This is a genomic window from Paraburkholderia sp. J8-2 (assembly GCF_905220195.1).
Lineage (GTDB): Bacteria > Pseudomonadota > Gammaproteobacteria > Burkholderiales > Burkholderiaceae > Paraburkholderia.
The window spans coordinates 173,884-189,838 of sequence record NZ_CAJMZA010000008.1; the positions used below are offsets into that span (position 1 = coordinate 173,884).

General features: G+C 63.1%; 17 protein-coding genes. 8 read left to right on the forward strand and 9 right to left on the reverse strand.

What is annotated here, in order from left to right; genetic code table 11:
- Positions 1-57: 57 nt before the first annotated feature.
- The 3 genes from U5A52_RS19945 to U5A52_RS19955 all read left to right on the forward strand — a co-directional run bounded on the left by U5A52_RS19945 (position 58) and on the right by U5A52_RS19955 (position 4,870).
- Complete coding sequence (locus U5A52_RS19945; protein ID WP_321935940.1) at positions 58-1,974, forward strand: SMP-30/gluconolactonase/LRE family protein; 1,917 nt, start codon at positions 58-60, stop codon at positions 1,972-1,974.
- A gap of 1,444 nt (positions 1,975-3,418) precedes the next feature.
- The gene (locus U5A52_RS19950) at positions 3,419-3,670 is read left to right on the forward strand and encodes a hypothetical protein (RefSeq protein ID WP_321935941.1); all 252 of its coding nucleotides are present in this window, start codon (positions 3,419-3,421) and stop codon (positions 3,668-3,670) included.
- 438 nt (positions 3,671-4,108) lie between these two features.
- Positions 4,109-4,870: a YoaK family protein gene (locus tag U5A52_RS19955; RefSeq protein ID WP_321911129.1), complete on the forward strand. Its 762-nt coding sequence runs from the start codon at positions 4,109-4,111 to the stop codon at positions 4,868-4,870.
- A gap of 35 nt (positions 4,871-4,905) precedes the next feature.
- Here U5A52_RS19955 and U5A52_RS19960 read toward each other — a convergent pair whose 3' ends face one another.
- The 9 genes from U5A52_RS19960 to U5A52_RS19995 form a co-directional block, all read right to left on the reverse strand.
- Positions 4,906-5,202 (reverse strand): H-NS histone family protein, encoded by a 297-nt coding sequence (locus U5A52_RS19960; protein ID WP_321911130.1) that lies wholly within the window; start codon positions 5,200-5,202, stop codon positions 4,906-4,908.
- Between the two features lie 118 nt (positions 5,203-5,320).
- On the reverse strand, positions 5,321-5,596 hold the full coding sequence (locus U5A52_RS19965) for a hypothetical protein (RefSeq protein ID WP_321911131.1): 276 nt from the start codon (positions 5,594-5,596) through the stop codon (positions 5,321-5,323).
- Between the two features lie 137 nt (positions 5,597-5,733).
- On the reverse strand, positions 5,734-6,327 hold the full coding sequence (locus tag U5A52_RS19970) for a J domain-containing protein (RefSeq protein ID WP_321935943.1): 594 nt from the start codon (positions 6,325-6,327) through the stop codon (positions 5,734-5,736).
- A gap of 410 nt (positions 6,328-6,737) precedes the next feature.
- Entirely contained in the window at positions 6,738-6,935 is a 198-nt protein-coding gene (locus U5A52_RS19975; protein WP_233886704.1) for a hypothetical protein, read from the reverse strand.
- 88 nt (positions 6,936-7,023) lie between these two features.
- Positions 7,024-7,317, reverse strand: coding sequence for a TIGR01841 family phasin (phaP, locus tag U5A52_RS43295; RefSeq protein WP_321911136.1), 294 nt, complete (start codon positions 7,315-7,317; stop codon positions 7,024-7,026).
- A 420-nt stretch (positions 7,318-7,737) separates the two neighbouring features.
- Positions 7,738-8,022 (reverse strand): hypothetical protein, encoded by a 285-nt coding sequence (locus tag U5A52_RS19980; protein ID WP_321935946.1) that lies wholly within the window; start codon positions 8,020-8,022, stop codon positions 7,738-7,740.
- Positions 8,023-8,467: 445 nt separating this feature from the next.
- Positions 8,468-8,686, reverse strand: coding sequence for a hypothetical protein (locus U5A52_RS19985; RefSeq protein WP_321935948.1), 219 nt, complete (start codon positions 8,684-8,686; stop codon positions 8,468-8,470).
- 208 nt (positions 8,687-8,894) lie between these two features.
- A complete protein-coding gene (locus U5A52_RS19990) occupies positions 8,895-9,035 on the reverse strand; it encodes a hypothetical protein (protein ID WP_321935949.1) in 141 nt (46 codons plus the stop codon).
- A gap of 70 nt (positions 9,036-9,105) precedes the next feature.
- Positions 9,106-10,296 (reverse strand): porin, encoded by a 1,191-nt coding sequence (locus U5A52_RS19995; RefSeq protein WP_321911141.1) that lies wholly within the window; start codon positions 10,294-10,296, stop codon positions 9,106-9,108.
- A gap of 491 nt (positions 10,297-10,787) precedes the next feature.
- On the opposite strand from U5A52_RS19995, the gene U5A52_RS20000 reads away from it, so the two are divergent.
- The 5 genes from U5A52_RS20000 (at position 10,788) to U5A52_RS20020 (ending at position 15,955) form a co-directional block, all read left to right on the forward strand.
- Complete coding sequence (locus U5A52_RS20000; protein WP_321935951.1) at positions 10,788-11,645, forward strand: VOC family protein; 858 nt, start codon at positions 10,788-10,790, stop codon at positions 11,643-11,645.
- Entirely contained in the window at positions 11,642-12,745 is a 1,104-nt protein-coding gene (locus U5A52_RS20005) for a M14 family metallopeptidase (protein ID WP_321935953.1), read from the forward strand. The genes U5A52_RS20000 and U5A52_RS20005 overlap by 4 nt, the downstream gene beginning before the upstream one ends.
- A gap of 46 nt (positions 12,746-12,791) precedes the next feature.
- A complete protein-coding gene (locus U5A52_RS20010) occupies positions 12,792-13,808 on the forward strand; it encodes a quinone oxidoreductase family protein (protein ID WP_321935955.1) in 1,017 nt (338 codons plus the stop codon).
- Complete coding sequence (locus tag U5A52_RS20015; RefSeq protein ID WP_321935957.1) at positions 13,805-14,227, forward strand: PaaI family thioesterase; 423 nt, start codon at positions 13,805-13,807, stop codon at positions 14,225-14,227. Before U5A52_RS20010 ends, U5A52_RS20015 begins: the two co-directional genes overlap by 4 nt.
- A gap of 69 nt (positions 14,228-14,296) precedes the next feature.
- A complete protein-coding gene (locus tag U5A52_RS20020; protein WP_321935959.1) occupies positions 14,297-15,955 on the forward strand; it encodes an ABC transporter substrate-binding protein in 1,659 nt (552 codons plus the stop codon).

Genomic DNA, 15,955 nt, shown 5'->3' on the forward strand with positions numbered 1-15,955 from the left:
ACTTTATGCGCCGCGATTCGCGCCATCCTGGTGCGATGTCTATGGGAAATACGGCGTATGTCCAAAAGCCGGATTCGTGCAGCACTCATCGGTGTCTTCGTCGCCGCCATTGCGCCCGCCAGTCACGCGCAATACACGACCGACTGGCTCGCCAACACGTTTGGCACGCTCGCCGCCCACGTTGGTAACGGCGCACGCTCGATGTGGGTTGCGCCCGAGGGGGTCATCTACACGTCATCGCGCTGGGACGAAAACGCGGGCGGCGTAGCGCTCTATCAGAACGGCGCCGCGCGTGGCACCGTCGGGGCGCACGACGAATTTCAGGGCAGTGCCATTACCGGCAACGCGACGTCGATCTTCGTCGCGCTCGGTTACAGCCGCGCATTCGGCAGCGGCTCCGTGGGCCGCTACAACCGGAACGCGAATGCGCGCGACCTGCGCATTGCAGTCAGCACCTGGACCGGAATCCAGAATGCAGACGTAATCACGGGTCTCGCAACAGCGGGCACACTGCTCTACGCCAGCGACTACTACGGCAACCGCGTACGCGTGTACACGACCGACGGCGTCTGGCAGCGCGACATCGGCGTGCAGCAACCCGGCGCACTTGCCATCGACGGTGCCGGCAACGTTTGGGTGGCGCGCGAAAACGCTGGCGTGCTCGCGCAGTTCAGCCCAAGCGGCGCACTGCTGAACACGATCCAGATGGCCGCGAGCGCCCGTCCATCGGCGCTCGATTTCGACGCACCGACGAATCAGCTGCTGGTTGGCGACCAAGGGCCCGACATGAACATCAAGTGTTACACCCTGACCGGTGTGCCGGCGCTGGTCGGCACCTTCGGCGTGCAGGGCGGCTATCTCGACACCACCACGGGCATCAAGGGGCAAGTCGGCGACAAGCGCTTCATGCGCGTCGTCGGGATCGGCAAGGACGCAGCCGGCAATCTCTACGTGCTCAATAACGCGTGGGGTGGCGACTGGGATCTCGGGCGCAACGGCAGCACCGACATTCATTCGTACAACTCAACGGGCACGCTGCAGTGGACGTTGCAGGCGCTCAATTTCGAGGCCATCGCGGCGCCCGACCCGGCAACGGACGGCGCGAACTTCTACAGCGGCAACACCATCTACACCGGTACGTCAGGCGGCACGTTCGTCGCGAACACGATCGATCCGTTCACCTGGCCGACCGATCCGAGACTGAACATGAGCGACTATCAGCGCGGCCAGTTTTTCGGCCAACTCGTCGTGGTGGGCGGCAACCGCATTCTCGTCGCCTCCGGTCAGAATCCCGACACGTTCAACTTCTTTCATTTCCATCCGTCTAGCGGGTATATCGCCATTCCCGACGGCTCGATTCCGGGCAAGGCGTTCAATACGAATACGAAGGTGACGGGCGGCTTCGCGATCGACGGCAATGGCGACGTCTGGGCCGGTCTCGACCGCACCAACCAGATATTCCACTACCCGCTAGCGGGCTTCGACGCGAACGGCAAACCGTCATGGGGCCCAGCCAGTACGATCCAGATTCCGCGCACCGTGCGGCCGCTCACGCGCATTGTTTATCAAGCGGACAGCGACACGATGATCCTCGCGCAAGGCATTGCGGGAAGCTGGGACTGGACGGCGATGAACGGTCACATCGAGGTCTATCACGGCTGGAAAGCGGGCAACACGAGCGCGCCGGGTCCGGTGATCGATCTCACGAGTCCGAATCCGAAATCGATCGCGGCGGCCGGACACTATCTGTTCGTCGGCTACGTGCATATGGTGCCGAATATCGACGTGTTCGACCTCGACACCGGCAGTCTCGTCACGACGCTGACGAATTCGAATCCAGCCGCAATCGATGTCGGCAACGACGTGGATTCGATGTATGGCATACGCGCGTACCTGCGCTCGAGCGGCGAATACGTGATCACGAAAGACAATTACAACGGATCGAGCATCGTGGCTTATCGCTGGCACCCGTAACCGCATGGCCTTTAATCGCGCAAGCTGTTCGACGAGCGCGACGCGATCCAACGACCCATTGTCGGACGCTTCGCGCTCGGTGCGATGGTTAAGGCGATGCGGGTCGCCAACAATGTACGTGCGCTGAAGCGGCACATGTTCGAGTCGGAAAACCGGTTTCGCGGCAGCGAAGATGCACGCGCAGTGACTCCGCATTAGGGCACGCTGCCGGGCCTGACCCCGCGCAGGCATGTGGGGCGTCTGGTTCGCGCGTTGAAAGCGCTTTGTTCGCGCGCTACCGTCCCCTGCCGTGGGCGTCCCTTCCCCGCCATTCGCTAGCATTTCTTCGCCAACGCACCCCATCGCAACGGTTAGCCCCGACAATCCATATAAGGCGGCTCCGCGTTGACCGCGCGAGTGGATCATATGAATCGTATTGCTTCGTAATGCGAATCAAGTAGTGGATGACTTGCGTTTCAAGTCATCGCGCTTTGCAGCGATACGTTATTGCGCTCCGCTAGTAACCGGCGGGGCCGCAACGACGATAGTTGCTCTGAACAATGCCGACGACGCACCAGGGGAGCGAGTCGAGGTATATCGCTTGCGCGCCTGTGGAGCGACGCGCGGAGCGGCTTTGCGCGAGCCAGACGCGGTTTTTGAGTCGGCTTGCGCGAAATTGGGGGGGACGATGAACCGATCAATCAAGCAGGCCGTGGTCTGGGTGCTCGTTTTAGCCCTGTCGGGCGCGGCCTATGCTGCGGCCGGTGGTAATGGCGGTGGGAACGGCGGTGGTAATGGTGGCGGGAACGGCGCAGGCGGTGGCCACGGCTCTGGGTCGGGCTCTGGGTCGGGCTCTGGGTCGGGCTCTGGGTCGGGCGCTGGCTCCGGCTCCGGATCGGGCTCAAGCTCTGGATCGGGCTCCGGATCAGGTGCGGGCGGCTCGGGTTCAGGCAGCTCCGGCGCAGGTAGCTCGGGTGCGGGCGGCTCCGGCGCGGGCAGCTCAGGCGCAGGCAGTTCGGGTGCGGGCGGCTCCGGCGCGGGTAGCTCAGGCGCAGGCAGTTCCGGCGCAGGTAGCTCGGGTGCGGGCAGTTCTGGTGGAAGCAGCGCTGGCGCAAGCGGTTCCGGCGGAAGCAGCTCCGGCGCAGGCAACTCGGGGGCGGGTAGCTCCGCGGGCGGCGCGAGTGCAAGCGGGCCTGGCGGACATCTGGGCCGCAGCTCATTTGGCGTGAGTACACCTTCGGCCGTAGTCGAAATAGTGCCACCTCGCCCACCCGCGCCGGTTATGAACGCGTACGACCCACCGTCGCACGTCCCCGATTCGGACGCCCCCAAGAGCGCGGCGGCGGTGCCCGCGCCACCCAGGAGCGACTACGCCGCGCCAACGAACGTGACCCCTTCGGTCCGAAGCACGACCGCCGGGGCAGCCACTACGCCGATTGCACACAACGCCCCGCCGCCGGCTGTCTTGGCCCCTGTTGCGGTACCGAGGCCCACTGCCGCGGCGGCGGCGACCGATTACGGTCCGCCAGCCATAACCGGCACGGGCAGCGGCGCCGGTCCCGCACGGGCTTCGAACAACTACGGCCCGCCGGCTGGTATGACCGGCGTGGCCAAAACGGGTTTCGCGGTGGATACGGGCGGCTACGAGCCGCCGATACTCACCCCAACGCGCAGCGGCAAGGGAGCACAGGAGGCTCCCGACGAGCCAGCGCAGTGACGTGCGGCCCAGGTTCGGCGCGAGGTCGTGCGCCTGTCGAGAGCGCTCGCCATGACCGCATCGCTTTGGTATCGGCACGGCGCAGCGTTACCGTGCCGAATGCACAGACGTCGGTGTCGAACCGCGTGAAGACCGACGCGCCGTTCAGCGCGAATCGCAATCTGTTCGCGACAACCGGTGAGAATCTCAACAATCTTTACCGATTGATCGTCCAAACGATGCCTCGCACGCGAGCCTGAACGATCTCCCACCGACGCGCACCGCAAAAACCCGGCTCGTGCGTGGCAAAGACACGTGCAATCGAGCTACACGAATTCACGACAACGTGGCGGGCCCTGCGGCAAACAACCGCACCCCAACGCCGCATCGCGCGGGGCCATGCAATCCGTACGCATCGTAGACTGTGCGTTTCGACGCTCGTCGCCCCGGAACGCCGTCGTGCCCATTCACTATCTGCGCAGCTTCACCTCCGTCGAACGCACCGAGCAGGCCAACCTGCGGCTCGGCCGCGCACTGGCCTGGGTCGCCGGCGCGATCAATGCCGGCGGGTTCCTTGCCGTTGGGCAATACACGTCGCACATGTCGGGCATCGTCTCGTCTCTTGCCGACAGCGCCGCGCTCGGCAATAGCGCCATCGCGTTGTCCGCAATCAGTTCCGTCCTTGCCTTTGTGAGTGGCGCCGCGACTTCCGCCATTCTGATCAACTGGGGACGCCGCCGTTGCGCGCGCAGTGTCTACGCACTGCCGCTCATGCTCGAAGCCGCCCTGCTCCTGTGCTTCGCCGCGCTCGGCGCGAATCTCGAGATTCATCGTGTTCTCTTCGTGCCGCTGACGGTTGCCGTGCTCTGTTACGTCATGGGCGTGCAAAACGCCATGATCACGAAAATCTCGCACGCAGAAATCCGCACAACGCATGTGACTGGCATCGTGACCGATCTGGGCATTGAATTGGGGAAGGCGCTGTACTGGAATTGGGGCGTACCGGCTTCAGGATCGGAGCACGTGGCAGCCGATATGCAGCGCGTACGCGTACTCGGTTCCCTGCTCGGCATGTTTTTGCTTGGCGGAACGCTAGGCGCACTGGCGTTCCGCCATTTCGGATTTGCCGCGGGCGTGCCTTTGTCGATGCTGCTGGTGGTCCTTGCCAGCGTTCCGGTCACCGACGATTTGCGCCGCCTGCCGCTGCGCGACCTTTTTTGAGGAAGACGTCGGTCTGACTGCCGATATCAGGCAACTTATTCGCTTATCAGAAACTTGTCGCGATTCTTCGCGTCCTTAATCCAGTTCGGTGCGCGGCCCCTGCCGGACCAGGTCGCGCCGCTTGCGGGATCGCGATATTTCGGGGCCGCCGCGTGATGCAAAAGCCCCGGCCTGCCACGGCGACTACCAAAGATGTCCTGCTCCGTGTAACCGAATTCGGCCACCTTTGCGCGGATATCGGCGAGAACCGTCTCGAACTCTTGCTGACGGGCAATCGCCGCTTGAGCCTCGAGTTCCGCGAGTTGCGCTTTGAGTTCCTTGTACGTTGCCACGAATCGTCTCCTGCACGTGGACACCATTCGCTAATCATAGTGGCTTTCGCGCGCGCCCCCTCTCAACGTGATCGCACGATCTTTGCGGCGGCGAAACCAGGCGGGCGCGGCAGATCGGTCAGGCTGCGACGAAGACGACTGCCCCCACGTCGGCGACCTGAGCGAACAACCGTACAAAACGATAGCTTTGCGCCTGGATAGTCAGTTCGTTGAGCCCGGAGCGCGTGCCCTCCAGTATCGCCCGGGCCACCGGCTCTGGAATTGCGCCAAGGTGCGCCCACTCCTCTTGCAACAGAGCGGGGTCACCCAGATACACCTCGCTTTTGCCGCCAGGCGTGCGAACGAGAATCAGGCTTCCCCCCTTGTCGAGTGCAAGCTCCAGATACTCTGACAAGGTAGCCAACGCCTCTGTGTCGACATCGTGGGAGGCATGTGAGTTCGAAGTCATAGGGTGACCACGCTGAGTAATGTTTCACTCACTATCGTACCCCTGCTCCTGCACATGCGCCTGAATTTGGCACGGGTGCAGGATCAGGGATGCAACCCGAACATACCGTGCCAGATCGCACTAAAGAGGTTTGCGTGACGGCGATCGTCGGCATTTTGCGACGCTTCGTCGCCTGCACGATGCGTTGCAGATGGCTGCATTGCCTCGTCCGGTTCCCCGGCTTCGCGCGGCGTGGCGTTGTCCGCCTGACGCGAAAGGTGCAGCGCGAGCGCACCGTCGGCAATACGCCCGGCCAACTGGGTTTCGCAATCGCCTGCGAGCAGTGCGCCAAACACGACGTCGCGGTTGTAGCCCTGCTCGGCAAAGCGCATGGCCACGGCCACGTAACGCGCGTACGCCTCCTGGCGCGCCGCCTCCTGCAAACGCGCCTGTTCCTCCTGCTCACGGGCAAGGCGCCCCATCTCCTCGGCATAGACCGCGTCATAGACGCTGCGCTGCACCGGATCGGAAAGAATCGCGTAAGCCTCCGTGATCTCCTGGAACTGCGCATGGGCAGAGGCTTCGCGTCCCATATTACGGTCGGGATGCGCTTTCATCGCGGCCCTGCGGTAGGCCCGCTTGATGTCCGCGTCGCTCGCGTCGTCGCTTACGCCCAGCAAGTCATACAACGTCGCCATGGCTCGCACAAATTGAAGTGAGATGCCGTCGATCGTAGCATGTCGTCCGCGGACACACCGGTCGAGCGTAGGCAATCGATCAATTATCCTAAGCAAATTGGCATCGATTGAAGACCTCTGCCCGCAGCGCCATAACGCAGCACGAGGCGGCTCAGCGTCGAACGCGTGTCCAGCGACACCAATCGTGGTGATCGAGATTGCGCAGCAAATCGGCCCGGCGCCGTTCGCGGCGGTAGTGAGCGGTGACACTAACTGCGGCTATCACAAGCACGATCGTGCCGGCAGCCATCCCCAGCCAGGACTGGTCCACGTCAGCCTCCTCAGATCCATGCGGATCGCAACCCATTTGTGAGCAACGCACTCTGAATATAGCCGGTTCATGTGACAGGCTATGCGGTCTCGACCGCCAATCAGCGCACTCGGGCAACCGCTCTCAGAAGCGCATCGCCTTGAGGCGTCACTCGGGGCGTTGGGAAACCCGATTCGGGCGTATCGACAATAACCAGATGAAGGTCGCGAAGCGCCCAGAGTTCCTCGCGGTCCGGCTCGATACGCCCGGGCGCATTCTTTATCAGCATCAACGTGGCAAGTTCGTGGGGGCTCAACATGTTATTTCCCTCCCGCATGATCCCGCTTTTTTCTGCTTCGCATTGGATCGCGCCAGTGAGCGCACTCGTCGCTCGAACGCGATGCGCGCTATCTCAGCTTTGCCGCAGTTTCCGCCGCGATTTCCATATATGCGCGCGTGTAGCCAGCCGTCTGCGAAGCGACCCACGGCAATATATCGACCTGGTTGCGGACCAGTTGCTCCGGCGTCTGCGCCGACAAGATGCCTTCGAAATGCTCTCGGGACCCAGCGAATATCGACCTGCAAGTCGCGAGATTCAGGCGTGCCAGTTCACAAAAACCGTCGAACAGATGAGCGCTCATCGTAGTGATATTTGCGGCCCATGGTCCGCTTTCCCCGGTTGCGAATTGTTGATTAGACATACTAATTTATCCCCCGTGTATTTCATCAATCGTTATGTCTGTACCGACCGCGCTTGATGTATGGCTTCGCAACGCAAGAGACGTTGCCCGTTCAGAAACGAATGCCGGCGTCGATCTAGAGCCTTCATTCTAACTTTGTTAAATCCGCGAGATGACCAGGGATTGAGTCAGGAGTTTCCCCAATTCATTACGCAAACTCGTTGACCCCGAACTATGACGGAGGCGAGTTTCGAACAGGCATGCGGAAAATTGACTTGTCAGATTGGATTTAAGCCAGTCAGACAAGAAAGGGCGAACCACAGGTTTTGCAGCGGGGATGACGCAAGACGTCAAACAAGACAGCGCCGCGATGAGAATTCAACGTAAGCGTTTGGCCAATGCTGTGCTCTGATGCAAATCAAACCAAGGTGAGTTGGCAGATCAATGTGCGCCAACTTTCACCGCATTGCGTTGCGCAAGCAGCTCGCGTATGCGCGCCAGATGCAGGTCGCCGACGGCCGTATGGGCGGGCTCGATCTTGCGGGTACGACGTGCAGAAGGAGGCCACGCACCCAGGTAGCGGCACAGCGCGGAAACGAACGGCCGCTTCCCTCCGCCAGCAAGCCGTTGGGCCGCCGCCGCAACGCGATCCGCACCTACATTTGCGAGCAGCCATTCAAACGCCTGACGGTCTTCGTCGTTCACAATGCGGATTGGCGATTTCATGCGACGCTCCTACTGGACGTAAACACATACTGTTAATTTATACAGTATTTTGCGTCAGTGCAAGGAAAGATCGGAAATCGCCCAGTGAGTGACCGCCACTAACATTTTTGAGGGGTTTACTTGGCCGCTCGATTGGTCTGACGAGCTCCGGCCACAAGACCCACAGCGATCGGCTACCGGACAAGTCGACGCCGAGGAACCCAAGAAAAGTGCAGAAGCGGATGCAACGCCAAGGAGGCGCGACCGCGGTCCAGTTAGGGTCTCGCGCCCAGCAATCTGCTGTGCTTTTCCGCATCAGCAAATGCTCGATCGAGGCAGCAACGCCGACGCGGCGAAATGGGCAAGACAAGGCACACCGCGCGCGCTGTTCGATCGCGATCTCACAGTGCAGCGCCGATTCACGACGCTCGCGCGGAAAAATCGCAGCTGTGGCCGATCCGCTCTCTCATCTCGCAGCCGGCTTGCCGCGCTGATCAATCCATAGTCGAGCCCAGCGTGAGGCGTACGCGACGGCGTGATCGGCCTCGAAAAAGTAATCGAGCGCTTCGAAACAAAACGACGATTCAAGCGCCGGCGAGTTGTTCTCGATGGTCAGGTTCGCCGCATAGCGTCCGCTTGGCAACGCATGCGCGGACGGTTCGACGTTGTATCCCTTGTATCGCATGAAGGGTTCTGTGAGCACACTGGCGGACAGGAGCGCCCGCGGCCTTTCATAGCAGTGCGCGAATCGCGCGGAGCCAAAGAATGCTTTGGCGATAGCAAACCAGCGTGAGCCTCACTTCGTCATCACGCTGTGCTTCGCGCCAGCGTGCTTCGATTCAACGCAAAGCACATATGGTTTGCGCAAATCGTTATTTTCCGGCGCCCTGGATTCAGGATTCGCGTTGCTCGAACACAGCGTCGCGCACATAAACCGTTGCGATGATCAATCCAATATAAAAAACCGCCACGTTGTGCGCGGCGGGTAACTCCACTTCAGGGTGTCCCGGAGAAGACCCCATGATCGTATCCATGCGGTTCACGCGCGTGAACCGACGGATCGATATAAGCAAATAACGGGGCCGGCTTGAGAGCGCCTGTCGCCTAGAAGCGATGCGTCATCCCGAAAATGGCCGCAACCGCGTGGCTCGTGCTCGAGTACGTCGAGCCGCTGAAGTTCGCCACGGCGGCCTTGCCGGTCGAATCCGTCCCCGCAGCAGCTTGATAGAAGCCATCCGCATAGAGCGACGTGCGCTTCGTGATCGCGTAGGTCGCGCCCAGGTTCACCTGGTTGTAATGGGCACTGTCGTAGTTTCCGGCGCCGCTGTTGTGGGTATAGATATAGGCTGCGGCAAGCGTCAGGCTGGGATTGACTGCGTACTTGACGTTCAGTTCTCCAGAATTGAACGTGGCCGTACCGCCATGGTATTGCGTGCCGTAGCTTCCGCCGGCGTTGACCTCGCCGAGATTCTGGAACTGCGTGTTCGAATACAGCACCGCCACCGTTACCGTCCCGAGCACGTACGAGCCGCCCGCAGTCACGATCTGCTGGGAACCGGCCGACGCATAGCCGCCAAAAATGCGGCTTGGCATGTTGTTGTTGGTGCCGGTGGCGGAGGTCGAGGAGTTCCCCTGATTGCCGAAGGTCGCGTAGTACGGGTCCTTCGTGAACATGTAGCTCGCGCCTAGTTTGACGGGCCCGTTGGCATACGCGAGCGCCACGTCCTTGACGGAGTTCTGGCCGAAGTTGCCGGCAACGTTGCCGAAACTGTAGAGCACGCCGAGCGTGAAGCCGCCGACGTTCGGGCTCGTGTACTTCACGGCGTTCTGGATGCGGTTGGACGTATCGACGTTGTCGACGTCGGCAGCGCGCGTGCCGTAACCGAGTCCCGAAGCGGCCCAGTCCGCACCCGATGCAAACGAGCTTGTTGCGTCGTTGCTGGCCGAGTACTGCCGCCCGGCGGTGACAGTACCCCACGTCACGCTGCTCAGGCCCACGAATGCCTTGCGTCCGAACAGCAGGCCGCCCTGCCCCAGTGCGCCGGTACCCACCGTGAAGCCGTTTTCGATATCGAAAATTGTCTTGAGGCCGCCGCCGAGATCCTCGGCGCCGAGCAGGCCCCAGCGCGACGACGTGCCGGACGACAGGCCGTACAGCGCCCCGCCCTTCACGTTGTTGTTGTACAGGAAGCCGGCATCGACAATGCCGTAAAGGGTGACGCTGCTTTGCGCGTGCGCGGCGCCGGCAACGAGGCCGAGCGAGAGAGCCGCTGCGCTGAACTTGTTGAATTTCATCTGCGATGAGTTCTTCGGTGATTGTGGACTAGTCGACAACGTGCGTGTGTAAGTGCAGCGGACCGGCATGAAGATGCGGCGGCGACCAGCAAAGTGCTGCCTTGCCGAATCCGCGGGCACCGAGTCTAGGCACTCCGCATTCCTTTTCAAAACAAGTTATTTGTCTAAGCTTTACGACGGGCAAGCGGATCGTGGGCACCTCAGCGAAAAGCGATGATCCGTGAAGCGGGTCATTCATCTACCGCGATGTTGATTTGGATTCCTCTATATTTGATCAACGCTGGCGGAACAAAACGTATGACACAACCCACGGCACGCCGCACACAACTGAGCTGCCCACATTCGAACGAATCGCGCTGAGCAAATCACGATAGGTTGGTTTGTTGCGGACCGAGCCGTCACTACACTCTTCAGCGACCTTCCATCTGACGCAATCGCAGTGGGCTACGTGGCGTGCGTTCCGCCGCTGCCCACAGGAGACCCTCACCACGATGAGCCGCATCCCCGCCCCCGTTCTCGATCACGTCGTCGTCAACGTCAAGGACCAGCTCGACGACGCCTCGCACACGTATCGCAAGCTCGGCTTCGCGCTGACCGCGCGCGGTCATCATTCGCTTGGGTCGAGCAACCACCTCGCCATCTTCGGCGAGAACTATCTGGAACTCCTCGGCTTCGAGCACGGCAAGAGCGTGGACCGTCCCGACATTGTCAACGCGCCCCCCGGCCTGTCCGGGCTCGTGTTCAAGACGGACGATTCGCTCGCGCTGCATGAAGCGATCACTGCGCGCGGCATTGCCGTCGAGCCACCCGCCGAATTTTTCAGACCCGTTCAACTGCCGGACGGTGCAGAGGACGCACGCTTTCGCACCGTGCGTCTGGGCGCCGAGCTGGTGCGCAACGGCCGCACGTTCTTCTGCCATCACTTCACGCCGCAACTCGTGTGGCGCGACGAGGACCGGCGCCATCCGAACGGCGTGACGGATATCGTCGGTTTCGTCGTCGCTGCGCCTGCACCTGAGCAGGTCGCGGATCTTTATGAGCGGCTGTTCGGGCCCGGCATCGTCGAGCGTGCCGGCAACGATCACTATCGCCTGCCGGCCGGGCGAGCGACAGTCGAGTTCGTCACGCCCGCCGAGGCAGAACGTCGCTACGGCGCGGTCGCGGCCACGCAAGACGGCAGTGAACGTTATGTGGCGCTCGATCTTCGCGTTCGCTCGCTCGATGCCCTGCGCCAATTGTTCGAGCGCAATGACGTCGCTTTTGCCACGATCGCGGACGGCTCCGTGCGCGTTGCCGCCGCGCACGCCGCGGGCGTTGCGCTGCGCTTCGTCGAAGGCGGCGCGGCATGAGCGAGGCAGCCGCCTTTTGGCATTACTTCGCTCCCGACTATGCTTCGGCGCGCGAACGGTTCGTCGCCAGCGCCCAACGCGCTGGCGCGCAACTCGCGAGCTACCGGCATCCGCATGCAAGCGGACCGGGCGGCATCGCGCTCAGCATCGACGTCGCGCGTCTCGGAGCGCAGCACGCGCCAAAGCAGCTTCTCGCTATCAGCGGTACGCACGGTCTTGAAGGCGCCGCGGGCTCGGCTGTGCAGATTGCGTGGCTTGAGAACGCGGCAGCCAGCCTGCCGCTCGATGTCGCCGTCACGCTCGTACACGGCCTCAACCCTTACGGTTTCGCGCACGCTTCGCGCACCACCGAAAACAACGTCGACCTGAATCGCAATTTCGTCGATCACGACGAGCCGCATCCGCACAATCCGCATTACGCAGCGCTGCACGAGTGGCTGATTCCGCCGCGCTGGGACCACGACACGCTCGCGGCCGCGAAAGCGGCAACCGACCGCTTTCGCGACACACACGGCGCCGACGCCCTCTTCAACACGCTCGCGAGCGGTCAGTACACACACGCTGACGGTCTGATCTACGGCGGCCGCGAACGCGAATGGTCGAACCTCACGCTGCAGCGTGTGGTCGAGGACCATCTGGCGCACGCACAGCGCGTGGCGTTCATCGACTGGCATACCGGCATCGGCGAATACGGCGAGCCGTTTTTTCTCTGCTTCAACGCGGAAGGCAGCGAGCTTCAGCAGCGCGCCGCGCAATGGTGGGGCGCCGGGCGCGTGCTGGGTCAGCGCCCGCACGGTCTCGCGCGGCCCGACTATCGCGGGCTCGTGTTCCGCGGCGTCGAGCGGTTTCTCGCGGGGCGCCCGATGGCCGGCGCCGTGGTCGAATTCGGCACGCGCGGGCCGAATGTGAGCCTCGCGTCGCGGCTCGACCAGTGGCTGCGTTTTCGCGCCCCGCAAGCACCCGAACCCGAGCGCGACGCACAACTGCGCGCCGATCTGCTCGATGCGTTCGTACCCGTTTCTTCGCTCTGGCGCGACAGCGTGATCCGGCATGGCCTCGCAATCACGGCGCAAACGCTAGACGGGCTCGCTCGCTGGTAACCAATATTCATCGTACTTCGAAGTTATTCACGTTTTCGTCTCCATCATGAAAGCTATTGTTTTGCGCGAGCACGGCGGCCTCGACAAGCTGCGGCTCGAAACTGCGTTCCCCGATCCGGCGGCCGGTCCCGGTGATGTCGTGCTCCGCGTGAAAGCCGCTTCGTTGAACTACCACGACGTGTTCACACGGCGCGGCATGCCCGGCATCAATCTGCCCTTTCCCGTCATTATCGGGCTCGACGTGGCGGGCGAAATCGTCGCGGTCGGCGAAGGCGTGCGCGACTGGCGGCCAGGCGATCGCGTGCTCGTCGACCCCATCGATCGCGTCGACGGCGGCCTCGTCGGCGAAACCACGCACGGTGGCCTGGCCGAACTGTGCCGCGTGCCGGCGCATCAGCTGATCCGCTTGCCCGACGATGTGAGCTTCGACGAAGCGGCCGCATTGCCGGTCGCCTACGGCACCGCACTGCGTATGATGCGCCGCATCGGCCAGATCGAGGCCGGCGAGCGCGTGCTGATTCTCGGCGCGAGCGGCGGCGTAGGCGTGTGCGCGGTGCAGCTCGCGAAGCTCGCGGGCGCAGAAGTGATCGCTTGCGCGGGTTCGCCGGAAAAGGCACAGCGCCTGCGCGATCTCGGCGCGGATCACGTCATTCTGTACACCGAAGAAGACTTCATGCGGGCGGTACACGCGAAGTTCGGCAAGCCCGCGCGGCGACGCAACGCCGCGCAACGCGGCGGCGTGGACGTGGTCGTGAACTTCACCGGCGGCGACACCTGGACGCGTTCGCTGCGCTGCCTGCGTCTTGGCGGGCGCCTGCTCACCTGCGGGGCGACCGCGGGCTATGCCCCGCCTGAAGATATCCGTTACATCTGGACTTTCGAATTGCAGATTCGCGGCTCGAACGGCTGGGAGCGCGAAGACCTTCACGAACTGCTCGATCTCGTTCAGCGTCGCCGGTTGCGCGTGCTGATCGACCGGAAGTGGCCGCTGGAAGAAGGCGCGCAGGCACTGGCGACGCTCGAAAACCGCGAGGTGGTCGGCAAGGTGCTGGTGGCGTCATGAGCGAAGCGCGCGACATCCTCACGATCGAGCAGATCCAGCAGGCGTTCGACCGTTCACCCTACATCGCCTCGCTGCGCATGCGCGTGACCGGGGCCGACCACGAAGCGCAGGCGCTGCGCGTACACATACCGTTTCAGCCCGGTTTCGAGCGAGGCGCGGGCACGGGTCAATGGCATGGCGGCCCGCTCGCGGCGATCATCGATACCGTCGGCGACTTCGCGGTCGGCATGTTGGTCGGGCGCGGTCTGCCCACCATCAACTTCCGCGTCGACTATTTGCGGCCCGCCATCGAGACCGGCATCGAGGCCGTCGCCACCGTACGACGCCTCGGCCGCAGCGTGAGTGTGGCCGACGTCGAACTCTACAACGACAAAGGTGTGCTGCTCGCCATCGGCCGCGCCAGCTACGCCACCGCGTGAGACCACGACGGCTCGCGATCCCTCCAGAACCCACGCTACGCCGGCCCGTGCGGGTCGCCCCATTTCGTCATGAAGAAGAATCCGCCCTACTCCCGACGCTCCTTTCTTTCCTTGACCGCTCGCGGCGCGCTCGCGGCCGGTGCCGGCGTTAGCGGCATCGGCGGTCTCGCCACGGCGGGCCGCGCCATCGCGGCCACGCCCGCCCCGCAAACCGTCGCGCCCAGACGCGGCGGCGCGCTGGTGGCGAGCTGGGGCGGACTTGAACCCCAGGCGCTGTTCGTGCCCGGCGGCGGCGGCTCCAGCCCGCTGCAGACGTCCACGAAGATCCTCGAGCGCCTGCTCAAGCTCGACAGCACGCTTGCGTTCCAGCCGGTGCTCGCCACGAGTGTGAGCGCTTCGCCCGACTTCCAGACCTACACCATCAAGCTGCGCCCGAACGTGCGCTGGCACGACAGCCAGCCGTTCACGGCGGACGACGTCGTCTTCAATGTGCTCGAATACTGGAAGCCCATTTCCGCGGGCATCGCGCTCAAGACGCTGCAAAGCGCAAAGGCCCTAGATCCGCTCACGGTCGAACTGCGCTTCACGCGGCCCGTGCCCGACTTCTTCCTGAAATCGGTGCTCGCGGGTCAGTACCAGGTGCTGCTGCCGAAGCACCGCTATGCCGGCAAGGAAATCCTCACGAACCCGCTGAACAACGCGCCGGTCGGTACTGGCGCGTGGAAATACGGCGAGTGGGTACGCGGCAGCCACGTCGAGTACCGGCGCAACGATCAATACTGGGGCGCGGGTCAGCCGTATCTCGACAAGCTGGTCGTCTCGTGGTGGGGCGACTCCGCCTCGCGTTCCGCAGCACTCGAAACCGGTGAGCTTGCACTCGCGTACTCGAACCCGGTGCCGGTGCGCGATATCGACCGGCTCGTGAAAACCGGCAAGGTGGTCGTCGATACCAGGGGCTACGAAGATTCCGCGTGGACGGTCACGGTCGAGTTCAACCAGCGCCGCGCCAACGTGCAGCGCCGTGAAGTCCGCCAGGCGTTGCTGCATGCCATCGACCGCAAGTTCATCGTCGACACGATCTACTTCGGGCGCGGCCGCCCCGCCGTCTCGCCGATCTTTCACAGCAATCCGCTCTTCTTCACCGACGACGTGCCCCATTACCCCTTCGACCCGAAGCGCGCAGGCGCGCTGCTCGACGCGGCGGGGCTCCCGAACCGCGAGGGCGGTCGCTTCACCGTGAACCTGCTCGCGGCCGCGTGGTTCGAGGAGAACGCGAAGCTCGGCCAGTACCTGAAGCAGGCGTTCGAAGACGTTGGCGTGAAGGTGAGGCTCGATTCCGTTGACCGCGCGACCGCGCTCAAGCGCATCTACACCGACTACGACTACGACATCGCCATTTCGAACTTCACCGCGCCGCTCGAACCGGTGCCGGTAGTCACGCAATATTTCACGACCGATGGCATCGTGAAGGGCGCGGCGTTCCGTAACGCGACCGGCTATTCGAATCCGGCCATGGATGCGCTCGTCGACAAACTCAGCACCGAGACGAACCCCGACAAGCGCAAGCAGCTCGCGCACGACTTCGCGCGCCTCGCCTCGACCGAGGTGCCGATCGTGCCGCTCGTCGAAATGCAGTCGTTCACGCTCGCACGAGCGAACGTGCGCGATTTCACCACCAGCTCGAACGTGCAGGGCGACTCGCTCAACGCGGTCTGGCTGGCCGCGTGA